General features: G+C 46.4%; 24 protein-coding genes. 22 read left to right on the top strand and 2 right to left on the bottom strand.

Annotated features, from left to right (window positions below; translation table 11 throughout):
- The first annotated feature begins 3 nt into the window (after positions 1-3).
- From A37S_RS0113140 to A37S_RS0113050, 19 genes are all read left to right on the top strand, one after another.
- Positions 4-1,335 (top strand): RagB/SusD family nutrient uptake outer membrane protein, encoded by a 1,332-nt coding sequence (locus tag A37S_RS0113140; protein ID WP_028297388.1) that lies wholly within the window; start codon positions 4-6, stop codon positions 1,333-1,335.
- Positions 1,336-1,348: 13 nt separating this feature from the next.
- Positions 1,349-2,716, top strand: coding sequence for a hypothetical protein (locus A37S_RS24670; protein WP_036602478.1), 1,368 nt, complete (start codon positions 1,349-1,351; stop codon positions 2,714-2,716).
- Positions 2,717-2,743: 27 nt separating this feature from the next.
- The gene (locus A37S_RS0113130; RefSeq protein WP_028297387.1) at positions 2,744-4,432 is read left to right on the top strand and encodes a hypothetical protein; all 1,689 of its coding nucleotides are present in this window, start codon (positions 2,744-2,746) and stop codon (positions 4,430-4,432) included.
- A gap of 11 nt (positions 4,433-4,443) precedes the next feature.
- Complete coding sequence (gene moaA / locus A37S_RS0113125; protein WP_028297386.1) at positions 4,444-5,427, top strand: GTP 3',8-cyclase MoaA; 984 nt, start codon at positions 4,444-4,446, stop codon at positions 5,425-5,427.
- A 17-nt stretch (positions 5,428-5,444) separates the two neighbouring features.
- Complete coding sequence (locus A37S_RS0113120) at positions 5,445-5,978, top strand: molybdopterin-dependent oxidoreductase (RefSeq protein WP_084163896.1); 534 nt, start codon at positions 5,445-5,447, stop codon at positions 5,976-5,978.
- A gap of 8 nt (positions 5,979-5,986) precedes the next feature.
- A complete protein-coding gene (gene modA / locus A37S_RS0113115) occupies positions 5,987-6,757 on the top strand; it encodes a molybdate ABC transporter substrate-binding protein (RefSeq protein WP_028297384.1) in 771 nt (256 codons plus the stop codon).
- Positions 6,758-6,760: 3 nt separating this feature from the next.
- A complete protein-coding gene (gene modB / locus A37S_RS0113110) occupies positions 6,761-7,432 on the top strand; it encodes a molybdate ABC transporter permease subunit (RefSeq protein WP_028297383.1) in 672 nt (223 codons plus the stop codon).
- On the top strand, positions 7,429-8,046 hold the full coding sequence (locus tag A37S_RS24665; protein ID WP_036602453.1) for an ABC transporter ATP-binding protein: 618 nt from the start codon (positions 7,429-7,431) through the stop codon (positions 8,044-8,046). The genes modB and A37S_RS24665 overlap by 4 nt, the downstream gene beginning before the upstream one ends.
- Positions 8,047-8,048: 2 nt before the next feature.
- Positions 8,049-9,266: a molybdopterin molybdotransferase MoeA gene (locus A37S_RS0113100; protein WP_028297382.1), complete on the top strand. Its 1,218-nt coding sequence runs from the start codon at positions 8,049-8,051 to the stop codon at positions 9,264-9,266.
- Positions 9,263-9,739, top strand: coding sequence for a molybdopterin synthase catalytic subunit (locus A37S_RS0113095; RefSeq protein ID WP_051293154.1), 477 nt, complete (start codon positions 9,263-9,265; stop codon positions 9,737-9,739). The genes A37S_RS0113100 and A37S_RS0113095 overlap by 4 nt, the downstream gene beginning before the upstream one ends.
- On the top strand, positions 9,702-10,622 hold the full coding sequence (moaCB, locus tag A37S_RS0113090; RefSeq protein ID WP_157278640.1) for a bifunctional molybdenum cofactor biosynthesis protein MoaC/MoaB: 921 nt from the start codon (positions 9,702-9,704) through the stop codon (positions 10,620-10,622). Before A37S_RS0113095 ends, moaCB begins: the two co-directional genes overlap by 38 nt.
- A 14-nt stretch (positions 10,623-10,636) precedes the next feature.
- A complete protein-coding gene (locus tag A37S_RS0113085; RefSeq protein WP_028297379.1) occupies positions 10,637-10,864 on the top strand; it encodes a MoaD/ThiS family protein in 228 nt (75 codons plus the stop codon).
- 16 nt (positions 10,865-10,880) lie between these two features.
- Entirely contained in the window at positions 10,881-11,642 is a 762-nt protein-coding gene (locus tag A37S_RS24660) for a HesA/MoeB/ThiF family protein (RefSeq protein WP_051293151.1), read from the top strand.
- The gene (locus tag A37S_RS0113075; RefSeq protein ID WP_245586378.1) at positions 11,632-12,258 is read left to right on the top strand and encodes a c-type cytochrome; all 627 of its coding nucleotides are present in this window, start codon (positions 11,632-11,634) and stop codon (positions 12,256-12,258) included. Before A37S_RS24660 ends, A37S_RS0113075 begins: the two co-directional genes overlap by 11 nt.
- Before the next feature lie 36 nt (positions 12,259-12,294).
- A complete protein-coding gene (locus tag A37S_RS0113070) occupies positions 12,295-12,828 on the top strand; it encodes a peroxiredoxin family protein (protein ID WP_028297377.1) in 534 nt (177 codons plus the stop codon).
- Positions 12,825-14,063, top strand: a complete 1,239-nt coding sequence (gene soxC, locus A37S_RS24655; protein WP_051293149.1) for a sulfite dehydrogenase — start codon at positions 12,825-12,827, stop codon at positions 14,061-14,063. The genes A37S_RS0113070 and soxC overlap by 4 nt, the downstream gene beginning before the upstream one ends.
- A gap of 72 nt (positions 14,064-14,135) precedes the next feature.
- A complete protein-coding gene (locus tag A37S_RS0113060) occupies positions 14,136-15,392 on the top strand; it encodes a YeiH family protein (protein WP_028297376.1) in 1,257 nt (418 codons plus the stop codon).
- A gap of 74 nt (positions 15,393-15,466) precedes the next feature.
- Entirely contained in the window at positions 15,467-16,234 is a 768-nt protein-coding gene (locus tag A37S_RS0113055; protein ID WP_028297375.1) for a hypothetical protein, read from the top strand.
- A gap of 42 nt (positions 16,235-16,276) precedes the next feature.
- Positions 16,277-17,719 (top strand): phytoene desaturase family protein, encoded by a 1,443-nt coding sequence (locus tag A37S_RS0113050; RefSeq protein ID WP_028297374.1) that lies wholly within the window; start codon positions 16,277-16,279, stop codon positions 17,717-17,719.
- Positions 17,720-17,859: 140 nt separating this feature from the next.
- On the opposite strand, the gene A37S_RS0113045 is transcribed toward A37S_RS0113050, so the two are convergent.
- A complete protein-coding gene (locus tag A37S_RS0113045; RefSeq protein ID WP_028297373.1) occupies positions 17,860-18,900 on the bottom strand; it encodes a zinc-dependent alcohol dehydrogenase family protein in 1,041 nt (346 codons plus the stop codon).
- 309 nt (positions 18,901-19,209) lie between these two features.
- On the opposite strand from A37S_RS0113045, the gene A37S_RS0113040 reads away from it, so the two are divergent.
- The 3 genes from A37S_RS0113040 to A37S_RS0113030 all read left to right on the top strand — a co-directional run bounded on the left by A37S_RS0113040 (position 19,210) and on the right by A37S_RS0113030 (position 24,380).
- Positions 19,210-21,129 (top strand): sigma-54-dependent Fis family transcriptional regulator, encoded by a 1,920-nt coding sequence (locus A37S_RS0113040; RefSeq protein ID WP_028297372.1) that lies wholly within the window; start codon positions 19,210-19,212, stop codon positions 21,127-21,129.
- Between the two features lie 63 nt (positions 21,130-21,192).
- Complete coding sequence (locus A37S_RS0113035) at positions 21,193-23,511, top strand: TonB-dependent receptor (protein WP_036602472.1); 2,319 nt, start codon at positions 21,193-21,195, stop codon at positions 23,509-23,511.
- A gap of 53 nt (positions 23,512-23,564) precedes the next feature.
- Positions 23,565-24,380 carry a DUF4249 family protein gene (locus tag A37S_RS0113030; RefSeq protein ID WP_211229792.1) on the top strand — a complete coding sequence of 272 codons (816 nt, stop codon included), beginning with the start codon at positions 23,565-23,567 and terminating at the stop codon, positions 24,378-24,380.
- Positions 24,381-24,649: 269 nt separating this feature from the next.
- Here A37S_RS0113030 and A37S_RS24650 read toward each other — a convergent pair.
- A partial coding sequence (locus A37S_RS24650) for a transposase (protein WP_028298265.1) occupies positions 24,650-24,867 on the bottom strand: 218 nt, incomplete at its 5' end.

Below are 24,867 nucleotides of genomic sequence, written 5' to 3'. Positions count from 1 at the left end.
AACATGAAGAAATTATTTTTTATATTATCCATACCACTTATCCTGTTTTCGGGATGCAGCAGTTTCTTGGAAGTGGATCCCAGGGCTTCCATCTCTGACGACAATACGATAATAGATGCACAATCGGCAAATACGGCACTGAACGGCGTGTATAGTGCACTTCGCTCTTACTACAGCATCAACTTTCAGTCTATAGCATACCTATCGGGCGACAATATACAATGGACGGGTTCGCAATCGCAAATCCAAGAATTTATCAATCACAATGTGCGTGCCGAAAATGCAACCATAAGCAGTACTTGGGTGGGCATATATGAAACGATAAACCGGGCAAACAACGTCATCGCCAAAGTGGCCGATTTGGACGCTGGAGCCATTGGCGATAGCGAACGTTCCCGCATATTGGGTGAGGCCTATTTTATACGGGGGCTTACCTATTTTGACTTGGCAAGGGTATGGGGCGGAGTGCCCTTGATTACGTCGCCTACGCTCAATGTGGATGACAATCGTGGAATCCCTCGCAGCACGCAGGAGCAAACTTATCAACAGGCGATCTCGGATTGGGATATAGCGGAAGGCCTGCTGTCGGAGACCACCAATCGCTATCAGGCGACCCGCAAGACCGTTTGGGCTTTGAAGGCACGCTATTTCCTCTATAGGCAAGATTGGCAGCAGGCCCTCGATTATGCTTCTAGGTTAATTGCCGATGTTCAGAACTATGAACTATTGGCTCCATATACCGCTTTCTTTGTCAATAATGTGGTAGGAACACGCGAATCGGTGTTCGAAATCTACTACAATGCCAATGAGCTCAACCCCCATCGCAATCAATGGCAGCCGCAAGAACGGGGTGGCACACGTCAGTGGGCACCCAATGATACTTTCGTGGCGCTCGTCAACAACCCCGAGGTAGGAGGTAGTAGGAGTGCCTTGGTGGCTCTGGACAATCAAGGCCGGTGGTATGGAAATCTGTACTATCGCAGTCCGGCTACAGATCCGACCTATGTGATCCGAATAGCTGAGCTTTACCTGATACGTGCCGAGGCTAAGGCAAATCTAGGCGATAGTAATGGTGCCTTGACCGACCTAAATGAGGTAAGAAATAGAGCTGGCTTGGCAGATAGCCAAGCGGAAGGGCAGGACGCCATTTTGCTTGCCATTGAAAACGAGAGACGGCTGGAGTTTGGACTGGAAGCCCATCGTTGGTTTGATTTGGTAAGAACTGGCCGAGCCAAAGCGGTATTGGGTATTACAGATGACAACCGTCTGCTATTGCCTTTGCCTGCCGAACAGCTGCTTTTGGACGATGCACTTGAACAAAATCCAGGTTATTAAAACTTTATCACTTATGTCCTCAGAAACAACAAAAACAACAACACCATTCCACCATTGGACGGCGTTCCAAGTTGGATTGCTTCGCTTTGCATGGATTTATTTTGCATTGCAGCTTATTCCTTTTCAGCCAGATTTCTATCGACAGCTCTTTAACGTGAACTGGAATACATTTGTTATTGACGTATTCCAGTTGGCCACGTACACGCCACATTTCTTCGGCACTGAAAGTACGCTTCTGGATTGGTTGCTTATTGCCTCCATTGCTCTTTTGGGCACTTTTGTATGGCCTTTGCTGGCAAAGGGTAGGCAAAGCAAGCTAGACGACGATACGCGCTACTATTATTTGAGGGTATTGGTTAGGTTTCGGTTGGCCGCAGCCTTGTTTGCTCTAGGTTTCATCAAGTTGTTTCCACTTTTTGCACCGGAGCCCTCACTGAGCCATCTCAATACGGCCTACGGTTATTTTGCAGATTTGAAGCAGCTTTATTTGAGCCTTGGTGTAGCTCCTGCCTATCTTTCCTTTTTGGGCGTCATCGAGGTAACGACGGCAATACTTCTTCTTTTTCGGCGAACGTCGTTTTTGGCCGTGATTTTCATTATCCCATTTTATGGAAATGTCTTCCTTGCCAATCTGGCTTATGAAGGCAAAGGGTATGTTTTTTCGTTGTTTTTGCTCACTTTGGCCTTTGTACCTTTCCTGTACGATTTTCGCAGGTTCGTCCGTCTGGTCATAGGCCATGCGCACACCGAACCTGCCTTTCTTGGACAGAAATTGGATGAAGCAATAAGTGCGCGGGTTAAAGTGCCCTTGAAATTAATTTTTGTTTTTGTGCTCGTTGCACTTTATGGCAGCAAAAGCTATTCGGTATACACCAACCATAGCTCCTTATATTACCCTCAAACCGCAGGACTGGTAGACGCCGAAGGGATTTATAATGCGAGCCTTTTTGTGCAGAACAGGGATACGGTGGCCTATGCGCCCAATCACCCCTTCAGATGGAAGGATGTGGTATTTGAAAAATGGAATACCCTGAGCATACGATCGAATAGGCCAGTAGACTTGAATGAACTCAATGGCATCAGCCTGCAGCGTGAAGACAGTCTCCGCAATTACGAGTATGCGCTCGTGGGCGACCGTCATTACTACAGCTACCAGGTCAGCGAGGATGGTAAAAAACTTCACCTGCAAAACAGAAATCCCCACTATGCCGATGAGCATCTGGAATTGGATATTGCTCGTCCAGACAATAATACCATTTTCTTGAGCGGAAGGGACAATAAAGGAGACTCGCTGTTGGTAAAGCTGGATAAACTGGACAAAAAATACCTCATAGAGGAAGTGAAGAAGGTGGGCAGATCTACATTGGGATTTAGGTTGTAGAAAAGCAAATTATTTAAAATTAGACTTATGGCATCAATAAGCAAACATGCCTTTACATCCGCGGACGTTCATGTAAAGGCCGAAGAAAAGGACAAGACCGCATCGGATGATCATTCATTCTCAGCGACCGAAGGTAAAAATTGGAGGGAATATCAGCGAATCCTTTTCAGGATAAGTTTCATTTTCTTTATTGCGCTCTCCATTCCCAACAACCCGCTTTGGTATGAACATGTGCTGAAGATCGATTGGTTCAACCTGGATTACCGCGATCTCTACGATATATGTAGGTTCGGATCAGGGATCAACCTGTTTGGCAACAGTTTTTTTGGATATAGGTTGTTGGGCTATGCCAATTGGATCACTACTTTGCTCATAGCTGTTGGCGGTGGACTGTTGTGGACATTGATTGCCAAGATCCAGAAAAGAGAAAGAAAGGAATACAATCTTCTTTATTATTGGTTGAACGTTATTGTGCGTTATCGCGCTGGACTGGGAATCATCGGCTTTGGCTTTACCAAATTGCTACCGGTACAAATGCCCTATCCGTCTTTGGGCATATTGGACACCGATTATGGGGAGCTGACGTCTCAAAAGATCTTTTGGTTGTCTTTTGGCATTGTACCTTGGTACCAGGTTTTTGCGGGGGTTCTCGAGGTCACTGCTGGCGCACTGCTCCTGTTCAGGAAAACGGTAGGTATCGGGGCGGCTCTGTTGGTAGGGGCATTGGGTGTTATTGTGGTCGTCAATTTGGTATATGATGGGGGGGTACATGTTTATAGCTCCTATTTTACCTTGTTGGGACTGTTTTTATTGGTTCCCTATTACAAGCCGTTTGGCGATGTTTTCATCCATGAACGGGCGGCAAAGGTGGCACTTTTCTTTCCTACCTTTAACGGGGCTTGGCCGTATGTACGCTTTGGGCTCAAGGCCTTGACCTTGTTTGTCTTTTTGGGCGTATTCTTCTATTTGCAACTGGTCGATTTTCTGTACGACCCCTACAAGCAGCCGTCTACTGCCGGCATTAAGGAACTGCGGGGAAATTACGACGTCACCGAGTTCAGGTTGAACAATCGGGTGTTGCCATACGATCCACTAGATACGGTAAGGTGGCAATCTGCCACCTTTGAAAGATGGACCACGCTGACGTTTAGGGTCAATAGGTCTCTTCCTTTGGATTTGTCCAATGGTGGTGGCGACCCCAAGCGCGATGTCAACCGCACCTTCGAGATTGCAGGGGTCGCTGGCGGGCAGCGAGCATTTCACTACTACGCAGATACATTGGAGCGGCGCCTATACCTCGAAGATAAATATAAGCCCATACCCGATAGAAGAAATGTTACTTCCGGTTCTGGGGGAGATGGCGGCGTGAGGAATTACGGCATATTGCCGGAAGCTTTGTCTGCCGCAGGCTCTGGATTGAGCTTGGACGAGTGGATTCCGGAGGAGGCGAGGCTGCGTATTGGTGAAGAAGTCAATTTTGTCCATCCCCGTGCACGCACGACAAGGCGTATTCGGGAATTTGCAAAGGCCGACGAATTGGCCAAAAAAGAAATAAGGAAACGCTTTGTGATAGACTATGAGGTGATCGACGGCGGCAACAGGATCGTATTGAATGGCATAGATGAAAACAAGGATTCGATATACGTGGTGCTCGATAGAGTGAAAAAGGACTACAAGTTATCCCCTGGCAAATTGGATGCCGGGCAGTACGATTAAAGGGAGAGCATATGCAACTGATAGATTCCCATGGCAGGATACATGATTATCTGAGATTGTCACTTACTAGCCATTGTGACCTGCGCTGTCTTTATTGCATACCAGAAGACGGGGAACATCCTTTTTTGGACAATCGATGGATGACCGCAGAGGAGATATATGGCATTGCGGGCATATTCAAACAAGCGGGTATAAATAAAATCAGGCTCACGGGAGGTGAGCCTTTAGTACGTAAGGACATCCAAAAGATCATGGACTATCTGGCGCGTTTGCGGGTGCCATTGAGCATGACCACCAATGGGGTTCGGCTTGCTGAAATCATCGATCTAGTGGAAGCCGGATTTTTGGAGTCGATCAATATTAGTCTGGATACCTTGCGCAGAGATAGGTTTTTTGCCATCACCAAACGAGATAAGTTTGATACTGTATTTGGAAATATCAGCTCGTTGATAGGGATGAAGGTGAAGCTGAAATTGAATGTGGTAGTGATGAGGGATATCAATGATGATGAGGTCAACGACTTTGTGGAGCTGACAAGGTTTTGGCCCATAGAGGTTCGCTTTATTGAGTTTATGCCGTTCAGTGGGAATGGCTGGGGGCAGAAAAAGATAGTGGGCGCCGGAGAATTAATGCGGCTGATAGGCCAAAAATATAGCTGTCATAAGGTGCCGGATCATAAGCACGATACGGCAAGGAAATATCAGGTTGAGGGCCATAGAGGCAAAATAGCTGTAATCAGCACCATCACCCAACCTTTTTGCTCCGGATGCAATAGGATAAGGCTGACGGCGGATGGCAAGATGAAAAATTGTCTTTTTTCTCAAACGGAAGAAGACCTATTGATGCCCTATCGGGCAGGGAGAGATATCCTTCCACTTATCCGTCGTTCATTGAGAGCGAAGGCTGCACAAACTGGTGGTCAATTGCCTTTTGGATCCGAGGAGTGGGAGGCAGAGTCACTGATCAATAGAAGTATGATTACGATAGGAGGTTAATATTAATATTTAGATAAATGAAATCAATTTATTCTCGGGGAATGAGCCGTTTTTTTATTGCTAAACTGATATTGGTTGCCATGATGTTTGCGATGGGCGGGATGACAAGTGCCCAGTCACGAATGGAGACATTGCGAGTGGAAGGTCTGGTGAAAAAGAACTTAGTGCTTTCATTTGACAATTTGGATAAGATGGAAGTGGTAAGCATCCGAATACCGGCCGATTCGGGACAACACGATACCTATTCAGGCGTGTCGCTAACGCAGATCTTGGCTTTGGCCGGAGTGCCTTCCGGTGAAGAACTACGCGGAGCGAACTTGACAAAATACCTTTTGATAGAAGCTAGTGATGGCTATAAGGTAATGTTTTCATTGGCAGAAATTGACAGTTTGTTTAAAGACGAACAGGTGATCCTTGCCAACAGGAAAAATGGAAGCTTTCTGCCCGAAAGAGAAGGACCCTTTAGGGTTATTGTGGGCGGAGAGAAAAGAAAGGCACGCTATATAAGAAATGTAACCAGTCTAAGAATAGGCGACGTAGAATCGAGGTAAACAACACGATGAGAAGAATATGCTGGGTATTTTTTTGGGTTTTTGCCTGCTGTTTTTTTCAGTGGAAGCTATTGGCGCAACCCTTGCGCTTGGCTGTCTCGGCCAATGCGCAGTTCGTTATTGGTCAATTGCAGTCGGATTTTCAAGAGCGGACGGGTATAGCCACGGAGGCCATCATTTCTTCTTCCGGCAAGCTGGCCGCGCAGATACTGAATGGCGCACCTTACGATCTTTTCCTGTCTGCCGACATGTATTTTCCAGAAAAGGTCGCGCAGGCGGGATTTGGCCTTACAGCGGTTAAGGTATATGCCTACGGCCGCCTGATTGTTGCAAGCCAAACAATACAGCCAATAGCAAAGTGGGAAGAACTATTGAAAAGTGGTCGAATTAACAAATTGGCCATAGCCGATCCGAAGCTTGCGCCCTATGGTAAAGCCGCAGAAGAGGTGTTGAAGCATTATGGGCTTTTGGAAAAAGTGACCCCCAAACTGGTATATGGCGAAAGTATCTCCCAGGTAAATATATACCTCACAAATGGCGCGGTGGATTTGGCATTTACGACGGAAGCATTGGTACATGAGGGTGGCAATAAACATCGCTTATATTGGGCGAGGGTAGACGAAAGTTTATATAGTAAGATCGAGCAAGGGGTATTGATATGTCAATATGCAAAAGGGAATCGATTGGAGCAGGCCAAGGCTTTCTTGGATTACCTGTCTTCGGCATCGGCAAAAAGAATATTTCAGGATTATGGATATCAAGTGCCAATAGTACGGTAATATATGGATTGGACACCTATTATATTGAGCGTTAAGCTTTCCGTTGTCACTACCGTGATATTGGGATTCATCGGCTTGCCATTGGCTTATTGGTTGGCGCAAGGCAATTCGATATGGAAGATCGTTATCGAGGCACTTTTGACTATGCCGCTGGTTCTTCCACCATCGGTTTTAGGTTTTTATTTGCTGCTGGCCTTCAGCCCTCAGGGTTGGTTGGGGAAAAATCTGAATGAAGTATTCGATATACAATTGGTGTTTTCCTTTAAAGGATTGGTGCTGGCATCCGTTATTTACAGCCTACCTTTTATGGTAGGTCCCATAAAGTCTGCTTTTGTACGCATGCCTCGCTCAATTATAGAAGCTTCGTACACGATGGGCAAATCCGAATTGGCTACTTTCATCCACATCTCCGTACCGGTAGTGAAGCCCGCTATCGTTACGGCATCCGTTCTCTCCTTTGCACATACAATGGGCGAATTCGGCATCGTGTTGATGATTGGGGGCAATATCCCAGGAGTTACCCAAGTGGGTTCTGTTGCGGTGTACAATGCAGTGGAGCAGATGGACTATATCACTGCCGGTAGCCATGCTTCGGTTCTATTTGCTATTTCTTTTGCAATAGTCCTGTTGGTGTTTGTCATTAATCGTCATATAGCTAAAAGCCCTTTGGAATGATAGGTTTAAATATCGAGAAAAATATAAACAGGCATAAGAACATTGCTTTGCTTAAGGTGAAAGCGACATTCAGTTTGGGCAGTAATATAGCCGTGTTAGGACCTTCGGGTATCGGAAAGACGACATTCCTGAAAATATTGGGGGGATTGGTGACGCCAGACCGGGGAACCATCTTTGTCGGGGGGCAAAAATGGAACGATGCAAGCATTGGATTCACGTTGCCTGCCAAAGAACGTAAGGTGGGTTTTGTATTTCAGGATTACGCTTTGTTTCCTCACCTCACTGTAGAGCGGCATCTGAGATATGGTACCAAAGATGAAGCATATTTAAAGAAATTGCTGACAATCATGAAACTCGAAGGCCTGGAAAAGCATTTGCCACACCAACTTTCCGGTGGGCAGCAACAACGGCTGGCAATAGCCAGGGCACTAAGTACCAGGCCCAGTGTATTGCTAATGGATGAACCTTTCTCTGCGCAGGATAAAGCGATGAAAAAGGAAATCATTGGAGAATTATGTCAACTGCAACAAGAATTGTCCATTTCTTCTTTCATTGCGACACACTATGTGGAAGAAGTGACGGGAATAATTGATCAAGTATTGGAAATCGTTTAGATATGGTTACGGTAACAGAAGCAAAACGGATTTTGTCGCATGTTGAGCGATTGCCGGTACAGAGAGAACTTTCGCTATTGTCGGCATTGGAGCATGTACTGGCAGAGGATGTGCATGCACCATTGGACTTGCCCCAGTTTCCACAGTCGGGGGTAGATGGCTATGCTTTTCTGTACAGCGATTTGCTGAAAGGGAAGGGATTGAAGATAGGGATAGAGGTAGAAGCAGGAAGCCACGGCCATCAGACACTGTCGCCAAATCAGGCTGCCCGTGTATTTACGGGGGCGCCAGTGCCTCTCCCCGCAGATACAGTGGTGATGCAGGAAAAGGTGGAGAAGGAAAACGGCTTCATATATGTACGGGACAAAGAGCTTTCCAAGGGCAACGCCCTGCGGCTGGTGGGTTCGGAGATTAAAAAGGGAGAATTGGCCTTGCCAAAAGGAAGCGTTCTGCATGCACCGGCTATCGGGTTCTTGGCTAGTTTAGGTCTTCTTTCGGTCAAGGTTTACGGATCGCCCAAAGTGACAATTATCGTTACTGGTAATGAACTGGTCCAGCCGGGCGAGGCATTGAGAAATGGGCAAGTTTATGAGTCCAATTCGTTTTCACTTAGGGCCGCCTTGTCCACTTTGAACGTGTCAGACATACGTGTACAGCATGTTTTGGATAGTAGAGAGCAACTCATCTTCGTATTGGGCGAGGCCTTGCAAACTTCCGATCTCGTATTGCTGACCGGTGGGGTCAGCGTAGGCGATTATGATTTTGTGGTAGAAGCCTGTCGGCATTGCAGCGTAAGAACACTTTTCCATCGCATAAGGCAAAAACCAGGAAAGCCGCTGTTTTATGGGAAAAAAGGACACGTGGAAATATTTGGGCTACCGGGCAATCCCGCTTCCGTATTGACTTGCTTCTATGAATACGTATTGCCCATAGTGTTACAGCTTTCTGGTAAAGAAGGTGCTTTGAGGCGCGTGTTCCTGCCTTTAAGGCAATCCTTTGTAAAGGGGGGCGACTTAGCATTTTTTTTGAAAGGGAAGATCCACAGCGGTAGCGTAGAACTTCTGCCGGCACAGGAATCGTATCGCCTTTCTTCATTTGCTGGGGCGGATTGTTTGGTCTTCTTGCCCGAAGGAAAATCGGAATTTAAGGATGGGGAGTTGGTAGAGGTTCATTTATTGCCTTATTACTCTATTCCTAATGATCAATCAGAGGAAATATGACAGATTTGGCAAGACTTGAAAAATTCCATACCGAACAGCGCATGCCGTTGTTCGTAGAGGAAGGGCTTCCTGCAGACTTGATTTTGAAGGCCGTCTCTCCCCCGTCGGGCAACGAGAGGCAAACGGGTGCGTCAAGTAGTTTTTTGGGATGGGTGAGGGCAGACTATCGAGGAAATAGCAAGGTGATATCCATCATATTTACCGCTTATGAAGATATGGCCAAGGATCGTATTCAGCGACTGAGGAATGAATTGATCGGTAAATATAAGGTTTCCGACATTCAGGTAGTACATAGCTTGGGTGAAGTAGCGGTAGGCGAATGCTGTTTCTTGGTAGCCGTCACCGCTGCTCATAGGACGGAGGCTATGCAGGCCTGCCAGGAAATGGTCAATAAAGTAAAGGCGGAGGTGCCTATATGGGGGCTGGAACGCTTTGATGACGAACAAACTCAATGGAAAAGAAATCATGAATGACATTACCTCAAAACGGTATAGCTACAGGCAGGCCATTGCCCAAGCCGTTGTTCTGGCCTCTGAAGACGAGACCATCCAATCGGTCTTGGAAAAGCGGGTGCCTAAAGGGGATGTATTCGAGTTTGCCAGGGCATCTGGTTTGTTGGCCATCAAAAAAACGAGCGATCTGATTCCCGACTGTCATCCCTTGCCTATTGAACAGGCGACTATCGATTATACTGTCGACGGTAGGCAAATTATTGTAAAGGTACAGGTCAGTACCATCTATAAGACGGGGGTAGAGGTGGAGGCTATGCATGGGGCATCGGTTGTGGCACTTACCCTTTATGATATGTTGAAACCTATAGATAAGGAGTTGGAGATCAGTCATATCAAATTGCTCTCCAAAAGTGGGGGTAAGTCTGATTTTGATAGTGGCTTTTATGGACATTTGCGTGTAGCGGTAGTGGTTTGTTCCGATCGGGTGACGGCAGGCGTCTATGAGGACACCGCTGGAAAGGTCATTATCGAGAAATTAGCCGTACATGGGATTGAAGTTGGGGAATATATTGTTACGCCAGATGATCTTGACGGGATCCGAAGAATAGCCGAGCGATTTAGTTCAGCCGGTGTTGACCTGCTCCTTTTTACGGGGGGAACAGGCTTGTCGGCCAGGGATGTGACACCCGACGCCATAAAACCTTTGCTCGATCGGGAAATACCTGGAATTATGGAGGCGGCAAGGGCCTATGGACAACAGCGCACGCCCTTTTCCATGCTGTCTAGAGGTGTGGCCGGATTTATTGGAAAAATGTTCGTAATGACCTTGCCTGGATCCAAAAAAGGTGTTTCCGAAACAATGGATGCACTTTTTCCACAGGTATTGCATGTGTTTGACTTGTAAAACAGGATACTCAAATGAAAATTAAATTATTTGGTCGACTAGTGGAGATTACCGGTCAAAGAGAGATCGAGATAGACCAAGTTTACGATAGAGCGCAATTGATTTTGGTATTGCAAGAAAATTATCCAGCGCTTGTGGGAATTTCCTACGCCGTGGCCATCGATAGGCAGATAGTCTCCGAAAATGTCGCATTAGATCAGGATATGGAGATTGCCTTGCTGCCGCCTTTTTCAGGAGGATAGGACAAAAGAAAGTAGTATGGATATAAAAAGATATATGCGCCATATCACCTTGGGTGAGATAGGTATATTGGGACAGCAAAGAATATGCGAGGGTAGCGTATTGGTCATCGGCGCAGGCGGTTTGGGCTGTTCCGTATTGCAAGCCCTAGCGGCTTCGGGCGTAGGTACATTGGGTATAGTGGACGGCGATCGGGTTTCGATTTCCAATCTGCATAGGCAGATACTCTATACGGACAATGACATAGGAACACCGAAGGTAGAAGCAGCGAAGCGTGCAATTCGAAAGATCAACGGTGAAACGGAAGTATGTATACATTCAACCTATCTCAATGAACAGAATGCCCATGAACTGATTGGACAATACGATGTAGTAGTGGACGGTACGGATGATACAAAGGCCAAATATCTCATCAGTAAGGCATGTGCAGAGGTGGGAAGAAGTCTTGTTTATGCTGCCATTCATAAATTTCAGGGACAGGTGGCCGTCTTCAATTTTCCGACAGGCGATGCCAAAGCTATCGGCTATGAAGATTTATTTCCGCAAGGAAGGTCCGAAGAACAAGCTCCCAATTGTACAGATAATGGTGTATTGGGCGTCTTTCCCATGATATTGGGCAATATCCAGGCAGGAGAAGTGCTGAAGCTGCTTACGGGTTCTGGTGATGTGCTAGGAAATAGCGTGCTGGTATATGATTTTTTGCGCAACGAGATATTCAAGTATGCGATAAAGAAACAATTTCTTTCGAAAGCTGATAAAGGAGTGTTGCATGAGCCATAGGACATTTTCGTTAATGATTGCCGCTTGCCTCTTTCTCTATAATGCTTGTGGGGAACGAGACAGAAAAGGAGATTTAAGGTTCAGCGCGCCTACGATGAAAGAAATCTCGGAAGATGCTACATATAGCAAAGAAGATAGCTCAAGAGCCAATTGGCCCGAACGTTTTGGCTTTGGTAAAAAGGCTTCGACTGCAGATATTATTGCCCTTGATATAGACATTGGTCCAGATGGAAAAGGACTGCCAGAAGGCACCGGTCGCGTGAAGAACGGAATGTTGATCTATCGACAAAAATGCATTGCTTGTCATGGGGCGACGGGTAAGGAAGGACCTTATGATGTACTGGTCAGCAAAGGAGAAAGCGATAAAAAGGCTATCGGAAATTATTGGCCTTATGCAACGACGTTGTTCGACTATATCCGGAGAGCGATGCCATTTGATGCGCCGGGCTCTTTGAATGATCAAGAGGTCTATCATCTTACGGCCTACCTGTTGTATGAAAATGGGATTATCGATTCCATGTCCGTGATAAACGCCAGAAATCTATCCAAAGTGGAAATGCCCGCTAGGTCGAGGTTTGTGCTTGACGACCGAAAGGGCGGTCCAGAAGTGCGTTGATAATGTAATATGAACTAGAAATTAATGAAACGAAAAATGAAAAAGTATTTGTTTGGAATCTTGCTTTTAGTGCTTTCGCTAGGCAATTTGTTTGCGCAGGAACCGATTGCAGACAACAGAGGTTATTTGGTACAGGTAGGCGATCGTGCTCCCGATGATTTTGAACTGATCTTACACGATGGTACTAAAACCTCATTGAAGGATCTTCGCGGTAAAATTGTGGTGTTGCAGTTTACCGCTTCGTGGTGCAAGGTATGTAGGGAAGAAATGCCGCATTTGGAAAAGGAGCTTTGGCAAGCTTATCGGGATAAGGACGTTGTCTTGATTGGGGTAGATCGTGATGAGCCGCTGGAAACAGTAAGGAAATTCCATGCGGACATGAAGATCAGTTACCCTTTGGCGCTCGATCCCGGGGCAGATGTATTTGCCAGATATGCAGATAGGAAGGCTGGCGTAACGAGAAATGTGTTGATCGACAAGGATGGGGTGATTCGTTATTTGACCCGTCTGTATGATGAAGACGAATTCAAGGGCATGGTCGCTGCCGTTGATAAACTGAGCAGGGAATGAAACAAAAAAAAATAAGCAGGCGGCAACTACTGGGGAAAATGGCGGCTTTGGGGCTGGTATTGAGTCAGGATCCTCTAGGTAAGGTAATTCAGCAAGGTGTGCCACTGCCTCAAAATACCGATGACCCTACCAAAAAATTGGGTGTTTTTCCGGGTAAGCTTGGAACAAGGTCGTCGGCAGAGCAACTGGAAAAATTGCCTACATTTACTTCTTCCAGAAGCCCGCTACAGAATTTTTATGGCACCATTACGCCATCCGATCTGCATTTCGAGCGCCACCACGGAGGAGTTCCCGTTATACTGCCAGAGAAATATGAGCTTTTGATCCACGGTATGGTGGAGCGACCCATGAAATTTACTCTGACGGATCTGAAACGATTCCCATCAGTGACCAGAATATGTTTTTTGGAATGCTCCGGCAATTTCCGTTCTGGCAAGGAGGAGATGACGCCACAGGAAATCTGTGGCTTGACGAGTCAAAGTGAGTGGACAGGTGTGATGTTGTCCACCTTGTTCAGGGAGGTGGGAGTCAAGCCGAAGGCGAGCTGGTTTTTGGCCGAAGGATCAGACGCCGCCGTAATGACTAGAAGCATTCCTTTGGAGAAGGGTTTGGATGATGCAATGATCGTATATGCACAAAATGGAGAGGCTGTCAGACCTGAACAGGGCTATCCCGCTAGGTTGCTTTTGCCTGGCTGGGAAGGTAATACTTCGGTGAAATGGCTGAGGCGCATAGAAGTGGCAGATGCACCATTTATGACAAGGGAGGAGACATCCAAATATACGGAAACGGTGAAGGATGGGAAGGTCAGGCAATTCAGCGTGGTTATGGATGCCCGTTCCATTATCACTTTTCCAACATATCCCGTAACGGTAGAGAAAGGCTGGATAGAGATTCGTGGGATAGCTTGGTCTGGCAGGGGTAAAATTACCAAGGTAGAGGTGAGTGTTGATGCTGGGCGCAGTTGGTATCCTGCAAGGCTTCAGGAGCCCGTGCTTGACAAGGCGCATACGGCATTTCGCTTTCTGTGGGAATGGAACGGAAAGGAAACGGTTATTATGAGTAGGGCATTTGACGAAACGGGATATCGCCAGCCTTTTTATGAGGAACTAGTGGCGGCTAGAGAAAGTAAAGGGGGCTATCACTTCAATCCTGTTACGGCATGGGCCTTAAAAGGCGATGGGCGTGTGTTTTTGGATAATAATGATTTTTCGGGAATTTCTTGGGAAAAGTAACTTTATAAAACTAATTTAATAATAACCACATTTGTGATGCGAATGCGTCAACTTTGAACTTTATCGTATACTATGACATCAATTAATAAAAAAACGCTGCTCACCGAAGACTGGGCCGTTGTGGCTTTAGGTTTTATCATCATCGTCTTGATTTTACTTGGGCTTCATATCCCCAGCCCCAAGTTTACTTGGCATTCCGCGTCAGATATCGGCGCGTTGTTTCATTCGGATAACGCTGTACACCTGCTTATTCAGTTTCTCTTTGCCTATGCCGTGTTTGTCTTGGGGGCGATACTTACCGGGAAATCCGTCAAGGCACATCTACGGGTTTTTCCCATTGTGTATGCACTCACCATCGTGGCCTTGTTCCTTGCGGGCAACGCTACCGTAAAAGATTTGGGACTGGAAGCCGTCATATTCAGCCTGCTCATCGGTTTACTGGTGGGCAATACCGTTAAACTGCCCGTGTGGTTCAAGGAAGCCTTATCGGCGGAATTGTTGGTAAAGATTGGGTTGGTGCTGCTCGGTACCAGTGTCATCTTTTCAGATATATTGAAAGCGGGCGGCAAAGGGATTGTACAAGCGCTTGTGGTGGTACTGTCCGTATGGTATTTCGCTTTTTGGTTGTGCAAGAAGTTCAAGGTAGATGAAGAACTCAGGCTCATGATTTCCAGCGCCGTCTCTATCTGTGGCGTATCGGCGGCCATTGCTACTTCGGGGGCCATCCAGGGCGATCCCAAAAAGCTGTCGTACGTGGTCTCCATGGTGCTTATCACCGCTATCCCCATGATGATAGGCATGCCCTATTTGGCGCATTATCTTGGGCTATCACAAGAAGTTACGGGTGCCTGGCTCGGCGGAAGTATAGATACCACGGGAGCCGTAGTGGCATCGGGTAGCTTGGTGGGAGAGGAGGCCTTGAAAATCAGCACCATTGTGAAATTTTCGCAAAACGTACTATTGGGGATTGCGGCATTGGCCATATCTATCTACTGGAGCTATACGAATCATCCAGCAGGAGCAGAACCGGGCAGCAAGCCCAGTTTGGGAATCATATGGGAACGCTTCCCTAAATTTGTTCTGGGCTTCATTGCCGCATCGCTTTTGTTTTCGTTTGTGGTGAGTCCAGAGACAACGGCCGCTGTCAAAGGCACGATAAAGGATATACAAGGACTTTGGTTTGCCCTGGCCTTTACGAGTATAGGATTGGAAACGAATTTCAAGGACTTGATCAAGGACAATAGTCCAAAACCGTTCTATGCTTTTCTGATTGCGCAGGTTTTTAATATATTGGTGACCTTATTGTTGGCATACCTGTTGTTTGACTAGACAGTGCGTGTTGTTGTTTAGTTATTTGACGGCAAGGTATTTGGGAGAGAAAAATTAAAAAGGAAAGAAGCAAGATGTTTAGAAAAATTGCAGGTTTGGTAGTATTGTGCTTATACGCAGGTAGCTTGGTTGCTACACCTACCAAGCTGATCGTTCGGGTAAAAGCAAAGGATGCCAAGTTCATGGGAACGGGTATCGGAGGGGCTTCGGTAGTCATAAAAGATAATCTGACAGGGGAACTGTTGGCAAAAGGGGTAACAACGGGGAGTTCTGGCGATACCAAATTGCTCTTGCAAACGCTCTTGGCACGGGGGCACGCGCTTACAGACGAGAAAACGGCGAAATTTGAAGCCACGCTGGATATCAAAGAGCCTACCTTATTGGACGTGGAAGTGCTAGCTCCCTTGAGCAGAAAGGGGGCGGCTATCAAAGGGACTACGCAGTTTTGGCTCATTCCTGGTAAAGACATTGTCGGCGATGGGCTCATTATTGAATTGTCGGGCTTGATACTTGATATTCTAAGTCCTACTACTCATCAGTTCATCCCGCTGAGCTCTTTGGAGGGCAAGGCACTTAATTTTAAGGTAAGCCTGACCATGCTTTGCGGTTGCGTAATCAGTAAAGGCGGGATATGGGATTCCGATGATATAGAGATCAAGGCTGTCCTGAAAAAAGAGGGTGTTGAGATAGGGCAATACGATTTGCGTAAGTTGAGCGAGGATAATTTGTACGATGGCGATATAGATATCTCGGAAAAGGGAAATTATGAATTGCTGGTGTATGCCTTTTATGCCAAAGGAAACAATACGGGGGTAGACAAGATTAATTTTGTCATACAGTAGGCTGTCTGCATTTCGGTTCTATCATCTTTTATTTGAAATTTTATGTCCAAAAGATACGATGCGGTGGTAGTGGGGGCTGGGCCCAATGGTTTGGCTGCAGCCATTACTTTGCAGCGTGAGGGGCTTTCGGTGCTTTTGCTCGAAGCGAAAGCCACCGTTGGTGGTGGTATGCGTACCCAAGAGCTGACGCTCCCGGGTTTCCGCCACGATGTATGTTCCGCTATCCACCCCATGGGGGCAGCATCACCCTTTTTGCGATCGCTTCCGCTGGAACAACATGGGCTAAAGTACGTGCAGCCAACTGTACTGGCGGCGCACCCTTTTGATTCGGGAGATGATGCGGCGGCACTTTTACGGTCGCTAGATGAAACTGCTAAAGGATTTGGCGCGGACGAAGGTGCTTATAAAAAGCTTTTTGCCCCACTTGTACGCCATTGGCCGCAAATAGAGAGGGACGTATTGGGGCCTTTGGTTTCCCTGCCACGTCATCCTTTTGCCATGGCCGGTTTTGGATGGAAGGCCTTGCAATCGGGCAAGCAGATCGCCGCCCGTTTCAAGACCAAGGAGGCCCGTGGGCTCTGGGCGGGTATCGTAGCCCATAGTATGATTCCTTTGTCTGCCCAGACATCGGCGGCCATTGCACTGGTACTTTCCACAGCCGGGCATATCGGTGGCTGGCCTATACCCATTGGTGGTTCGCAAAGTATCGCCAATGCTTTGGCTTTTTACTTCGAATCGTTGGGAGGGGAGATACAACTCAATAGTCCCGTAAGCTCTTTGAGCGACCTACCCGATGCGCGCACGGTGTTGCTGGACGTAACGCCCAGGCAGTTACTGGCCATTTGTGGCGACGAACTTTCTAGCTTCTATCGTTGGCAATTGAAGGACTATAAATACGGTATGGGCGTTTTCAAGATCGACTGGGCATTGGATAGCCCCATTCCTTTCCGCTCGGAAGCATGCCGCAAGGCAGGGACGGTACACTTGGGCAATACCTTTGAAGAGGTGGCTCATTCAGAGTCTCAGGTATGGAAAGGCCAACATCCCGACAAGCCCTTTGTGCTCGTGGCTCAGCAGAGCCTGTTTGACGAAAGCAGGGCACCCGCAGGGAAGCATACGGGCTGGGCCTATTGCCATGTGCCCAATGGTTCTACCAGAGATATGACCGAAGCTATAGAAGCGCAGGTCGAGCGGTTTGCCCCGGGTTTTAGGGATACCATTTTGGCCAAGCATACCTTCAATACGGAAGAAATGCAGCATTACAATCCCAATTATATAGGTGGCGATATTAATGGTGGTGTGGTCAATCTCGCACAATTGTTCAATAGACCCGTATTGCGCTTTTCTCCCTACCGTACATCGGCAAAAGGAGTCTATCTCTGCTCGGCCTCCACGCCGCCAGGGGGTGGTGTGCACGGCATGAGCGGCTTTTATGCGGCTAGAACGGCATTGAAAGATGTGTTTGGTATAGAAGTACACCTATAACGGGATGAATGCAATGTTTTTCATAACCCGCTAAAAACCCGATAGCCGAAGCAGTTTGCTCCGGCTACCGGGGGAAATAGTTGTTCTGCTGCACTTCACAAATAGACTAGTATTTGTTTGCGGTGCTTTTCTCGTACTTTCTAAGAGTTGTTTATGATTATTTTCAATGCTTTCTCTTTTGCCCCATTGAGGAAGACTTGGTATGCCTCTTCAATCTCAGAAAGATCAAAATGGTGGGTAATGAGTCTTTTCAAGTCAAAACGGTTGGCAGAAACAGCTTTGATGAGCATAGGCGTCGTATTGGTATTTACCAAACCTGTCGTAATCGTCAGGTTTTTAATCCATAATTTCTGGATTTCAAAGTCTACCTTCACACCATGTACCCCAACGTTTGCGATGTGGCCGCCAGGTTTGACAATTTGCTGGCAAATATTCCATGTCGGTGGAATTCCGACTGCTTCGATAGCCGTATCAACCCCTTCCTCACCAGCAATTTTCTTTACCGCTTCTAAGGCATTTTCATTGGCAGAATTGATGGTATGAGTGGCACCCAGTTCTTTTGCCAAGGCCAACCTGTTTTCATCCATGTCGATAACAATAATAATGGAAGGGGAATAGAATTGCGAAGTCAAAAGCACCGACATGCCTACAGGCCCAGCACCTACAATAGCGATGGTATCACCTGGCTTCACGTTGCCATATTGCACACCTATCTCATGCCCAGTGGGCAATATATCGCTCAACAATACCGCTACTTCATCGTCTATGGTGTTGGGAATCTTGAAAAGGCTGTTATCTGCATGGGGTATGCGAACGTATTCGGCCTGTACGCCGTCTATCATATATCCCAAAATCCAGCCCCCGTCCTTGCAATGTGCATATAGCTGTTTTTTGCAATACTCGCACGAGCCACAAGAGGTGACACATGAAATCAATACTTTATCGCCTTTTTTGTACTGTGTCACACTTTCACCCACTTCCTCGATGATTCCTATTCCTTCGTGTCCCAAGATACGGCCCTTGGCTACCTCGGGGTTCTTGCCCTTGTAAATTCCTAAATCTGTTCCGCAAATGGTTGTTTTCAAGACCTTAACGATGGCATCTGTTGGTTTTAGAAGTTTTGGTATTGGTCTCTCTTCCAAGGCAATGTCGTGATCGCCATTAAATACTAGTGATTTCATTTTTTTATATTGTTCTTATGTTGCAAAGAGCAATCCCATTAGTCAAGGGAATGCCCTATTTTTCATTCCCATGCCATATTTGTGCCTGTTTTATTAATGTGTTGAATAGCAGGTTTTTGTTGTTTTTATGTTGATCACGCCTTGAAACATGTTTATAGTATATGCGTAACATGTTTCAGTGTTTCGTTACAGTCACTTGCCTTATATGGACAATAAGTAACCGGGGAGGAGGATTGCTATTTCAAAGTAATTATGATTATTTTTGCTTGGGATTAATTTGGGCCAATCATAAACTAGGAGGTAGCTATTATGTATCCATTATTGCAAATTGACCGATATAACGAGATCGATCAATCTATACAACAGGCATGGCATTCTTATGCCTTAAAGGGCGAAACATTTATGTCGTTACGTGATGTAGTATCGAGTTCATGGGAGCGTTGTAAAAAGAACAATGTGGCGATGAACCTGAATCAGGCTCCTCAGCAGTTGTCAGATCATGCCCTAAAAATCAGTCGTGAAAAAAACGGGCACTTTCTGTCCATTGCTCAGCCCATCATCAAAATGTTGTCCAATCAGTTTGATATGCACGGTCTTATTATGGTATTGGCTGATAGTGAAGGCACCATTTTGAAAACGGAAGCGGACGGTGGCACGATAAAGGAATTCGATAAATTGAATTTCACTAACGGAGCCATTTGGGATGAATCCAATTGTGGTACCAATGCCATTGGTACGGCTTTGCAGAGTTTATCTGCCGTTACGATTTTTAGCGCCGAACATTATTGCGAAGGCTGGCATCATTTGGTTTGTACTGCAATTCCAATTGTCGACCCATTTACCGGTAATCCCTTAGGTATATTGGATTTTACCGGGAGAAAGGATTTGCTGGGTGCTCATAATTTTGGCGTTGTATATACGGCAAAAGCTTTGATAGAAAATGCCATCGAACAGGAGTATATGAAGAAAGCGATGTACACGCCCTACCACCATTTATTGGAGAATACACGGCCTGTGCTTGTTTTCGATATAAATGGTAAAGTCACGAGATGCAATAGGTTGGCGCAGGTACTATTGGGAGCGCGTGAAGGGATGAATTTCAGAAGTCATTTTAGATTGCCGGAAACGAGCCAAATGTATCTCAATTTCAAAGTAACCATGCACTATAAAGAAGAGGAGGGAAAGGAGTGGGAGATTGTGATTTCTCCTCATGCAATGGATACCCAATTATTAGGAGGCATAGCGGTTTTCAAACCAGTACAAGGTGGTTTATCTTCTATCGATAATGAAAATGTGTATGCCAATCGAATTATAGGAGAGTCTGCCAGTTTTATAAATTGCCTGAAAAAAGCCGAACAGGCAGCCATGTATGACTTTCCGGTTCTTATTCATGGCAGTACTGGCACGGGAAAGGAAAAGTTGGCACTCTTTATTCATCAGCAATCTCAGAGGCGTGGAGGGCCATTTGTCGCCATGAACTGTGGGGCGGTTTCTAGGGAATTGATTGCGAGCGAGCTGTTTGGTTATGTTGCCGGAGCATTTACTGGGGCGGATGGCAAAGGCAAAAAGGGAAAATTCGTACAGGCTCATAAAGGCGTTTTGTTTTTGGATGAGATTGCAGAGCTACCTTTGGACGTACAGCCCTATCTGTTACGAATACTGGAAGATAACATGGTATATGCTTTGGGGGCAGAGAAAGGCGTGCCTGTAGATGTGCGCATTATTGCCGCTACGCATAAAAATCTGGAAGAGGAAGTGGCGCAGGGGCGATTTCGGGAAGATCTATACTTTAGGTTGCATGTGATTGACCTTGCCATAGCAGATCTTAAGAATCGACGGGAGGATATTTTACCCCTTTTCAAGCATTTTTTGGAAGAGCATGTTTCGTCTCATGTATATATACATCCAAGTGCTCAACGAAGTTTGCTTCGTTATCCGTGGCCGGGAAACGTACGTGAGCTTAGAAATGCAGCACAGTATGCAGTCTTTGCGCTGAAAGGTGAACTGGAACTAACCGCCGAGCATTTGCAGGAAAGGATCATCCGGTTTGAGCAGGAACAAAATGATACCAAAAAGTCTTATTCTAAAGATCTTGACGCCCAGGAACAACTCCTATTGATACGATCCGTACTGGAACAAACCGGTGGCAATATGAGTAGGGCGGCAGAAATACTTCAGATTTCCAGAATGACCATTTATCGCAAATTGCGAACATTGGCATCTGAATAATCTTTTTTTATGACATAGGGGTACTATCCATGTTGAACGTCTTGCTTAAAATAAATGGCAGATATGAAGTTAACTTGGTTATTGATCCCTATTTTTTTTATTTCTATTCATTCGTATGCGCAGAACAAGGTCACGCTAAGCGGCACGGTCAGGTCAAAAAGCAAAGGCGAGACTATTATCGGCGCCACGGTGAGCGTTGATGGCAAATTCAGTACGAAAACCAATGAGTACGGTTTCTTTTCCCTACAAATACCCGCTGGTACATACCAGCTCGTGGTGAGCTACGTATCGTTTACCACTTACAGTGATACCATCAGGGCATCTGGAGATGTCGTGTTGCATGTCCGCCTGGACGATGCTGCCCAGGCACTGGACGAGGTGGTCATTTCGTCATCCCAAGAGCGGAGTTTGGGAACCCCCCAGATGGGCGTGGAGCAGGTAGATTTACAGGAAGTGAAACATGTGCCGGTGCTGATGGGCGAGCGGGACGTGCTGAAAGTCATACAGTTGCTGCCTGGTATAAAGCCCGCCGGGGATGGCAATAGTGGTATGTTCGTACGGGGCGGTGGTGCCGATCAGAATTTGATATTGCTGGATGAGGCAACCGTCTATAATGCATCGCACCTATTGGGTTTTTTCTCCACCTTCAATTCGGATGCCATCAAGGATATGACCGTATACAAAGGTGGGATGCCGGCACAGTACGGCGGTCGACTCTCTTCGGTACTAGATGTCAAGATGAACGATGGCAACAACCAAGACTTCAATGTAAGCGGTGGCCTGGGGCTCATCTCGGCAAAGCTCAATGTGGAAGGCCCCATACAGAAAGACAAATCGTCGTTCCTGGTATCGGGCAGGAGAACCTATTTCGATATGTTCTTGAAGCTGTCCAGCGATTCGTCCATCAACAACAATCAGCTGTATTTCTATGATTTAAACGCCAAGCTGAATTTTCATCTCGGCGACAAAGATCATTTGTACTTTTCCGGTTATCTGGGCAAGGATCGCTTGGGGGTAGGAGACGTATTCGGCCTGGACTGGGGCAATACGACGGGCACCTTGCGGTGGAACCATATTTTCAACAGCAGGTTGTTTTCCAATACGTCAATGATTTATAGCAATTACGATTACAATATCGGTATCAACAGCGGTACGAATAAGTTCAATATCTATTCCAGTATAGAAGATTACCAGCTCAAGCAGGAATTTCAATGGAATGCCGGCAATAGGAACAACGTCAGGTTTGGGCTCAACTCCACATACCATACCATCCGTCCCGGGGAAGTGGTTGCGAACGAAGAATCGAGTGTCAATGATATATTCATGCAAAAGCGTTATTCCTGGGAAAATGCCCTGTTTGCCACGGACACGTGGAAAGCCTCGGATAAGCTACAGCTCACCTATGGCCTGCGCCTTAGCGCATTCAGCATTCTGGGAGAGGGCGATTTCTATGATGTGGATGGTGAGGGTCGGGTGATCGATACCATGCGCTACGATCGGGGCGAATTTGTGAAAACCTACCTTAATCTGGAACCGCGCCTGGCGGCCAGTTATCAGATGAACGACTATTCGTCCGTCAAAGGATCCTATGTGCGGAATACGCAAAACCTGCACCTCATTGCCAATAGTACTGCGGCGAGCCCTACGGATAAGTGGATAGCCAGTACCAATGTTGTCAAGCCAGAGGTATCCGATCAGTTCGCCTTGGGGTACTATCGCAACTTGGCGGGCAACCGCTATGAACTGAACGTGGAAACCTATTACAAGACCATGCAGAACCAGATCGATTATCGCGATGGCGCCGATGTGTACAATGGCAATAACGCCATAGAAACCGAGCTGCTTTATGGAAAGGGTAGAGCCTATGGCATAGAGTGGCTACTTAGGAAAAAGTCGGGCAGGTTGAGCGGGTGGATCAGTTACACCCTTTCCAAGACCGAAAGGCAGATAGATGGCATCAATAATGGCGAATGGTACAATGCCAGGCAGGATAGGACGCACGATATAGCCATCGTGGCCATGTACCAGCTGAACAAGAAATGGACCTTATCTGCCAATTGGGTATATTACACGGGAGACGCCATAACCTTTCCCGCGGGGAAGTACATTATCGATGACCAAACCACCTATTATTACACGCAACGCAATGGATACCGAATGCCCGACTACCATCGGCTCGATCTGGGAGCCACTTGGCAGCTTAAGCAGAAAAAGCGATGGAGCTCGGAGTTGAGTTTCAGCCTGTACAACGCCTATGGTCGGGAGAATGCCTATGTAATCGAGTTTCAGGATAGCAAGGACGATCCCAATAGGACCGTAGCCAATCAGATTTCCCTTTTCCGGTTTATCCCTTCTGTTTCCTACAATTTCAAGTTCAAGTAATCAAAAATATGATGGATCTATTGAATCGATATAGCAACAAGCAAAACATAAATATGAAACGGATTGACAATTATATATGGATGTCGGTATTAATCATACTCTCGGGTATCTTGTTTTCCTGCGAAAAGGAGATAGACATCCGGCTGGATGGCGTGGAGAAAAGGTATGTCGTCGAAGCGGTAGTGACCGATGAGGAAGGCGGGTCTAAGGTACTGATCAGCCAAACCAAGGACTTTGATGAAGATAATACCCGAGCTACCGTGAGCGGTGCTATCGTCAGCATGAGCGATGGGACAAACTCAATTGATCTGGAAGAAACGGCTCCTGGTGAATATACTTCACCTACATGGCTAGGCACGCCTGGGACGACCTATCACCTCCGTGTACAAATAGGCGATGAGCAGATCACCGCTAGCTCTACCATGCCCGATCTGATTAGGATGGATAGCCTTTATATCAGGGAAGAACTTATCTTTGGCGAGATCCAAAAACTGGCCACCATTGATTTTATGGACCCTTTCGGAGTGCCCAATTACTATCGATTTGTGCTGTACGTGAACGATCGGAAGATCAAACAGATTTTTGCCTTCAATGACGAACTTACGGATGGCAATGCCAATTCGCTCAGTCTATATGTCCTTACGGAGGCTGAAGATGATGAGGATAAAATAAAAAGTGGCGACGTGGTGAGGGTAGAGATGTTGACCACAGATGCCGCGGTTTACAAATATTTTTTCAGCTTGGCCAATAGCGCCACGGGCGATAGCAACTCCGCCACACCCGCCAATCCCGTGAGCAATTTGAGAGGGAATGCCTTGGGCTACTTCAGTGCGCATACGATACAACGCAAAGAGGTGGTGGCGCCATAGGTGCTATTTAAGTGAAGTCTGATGCTTTTTTCGCTTGATGTGTTTTTTACATGGTCTTTTGCCAGAATGGCCATAACGATCTATATAAGCCAAACCTAAGGATAAGCTTTGGGTTGGCAATATAGCTTATTGGAGTAAAATAACTATAACAATTGCTTGTAGCCTACCTATATCTTAGATAAGTATATCGAATGGCGTTTTATATCCAATTGAATCGCTTCTTTTTATTTTTTTTCTATAGATTTTTATTTTTTTTACTGATTCTCCGTTTACGCACCTGTTATATTTGCAATGACCATTCTGTCAAACAGTTTGTCTCCGAAATACCGTCTATTGAGCTTATAAATGAACTCGTTGAGGTAGAGCTGGAGGTACTTCCTTTTGATTTTATGGTAGTTGCCCAGCAATGTCCGTTTTGCATTGCTGATAGCGATATGTACCCATTTGAGCGTTTCCTTGGTGGTTTTGGCGTCCGATTTCTCGGTGA

This window comes from Olivibacter sitiensis DSM 17696, from assembly GCF_000427965.1.
Taxonomy (GTDB): domain Bacteria; phylum Bacteroidota; class Bacteroidia; order Sphingobacteriales; family Sphingobacteriaceae; genus Olivibacter; species Olivibacter sitiensis.
The sequence above is the reverse complement of the archived record's forward strand: the minus strand, read 5'-3'. Positions and strand labels throughout refer to the sequence as shown.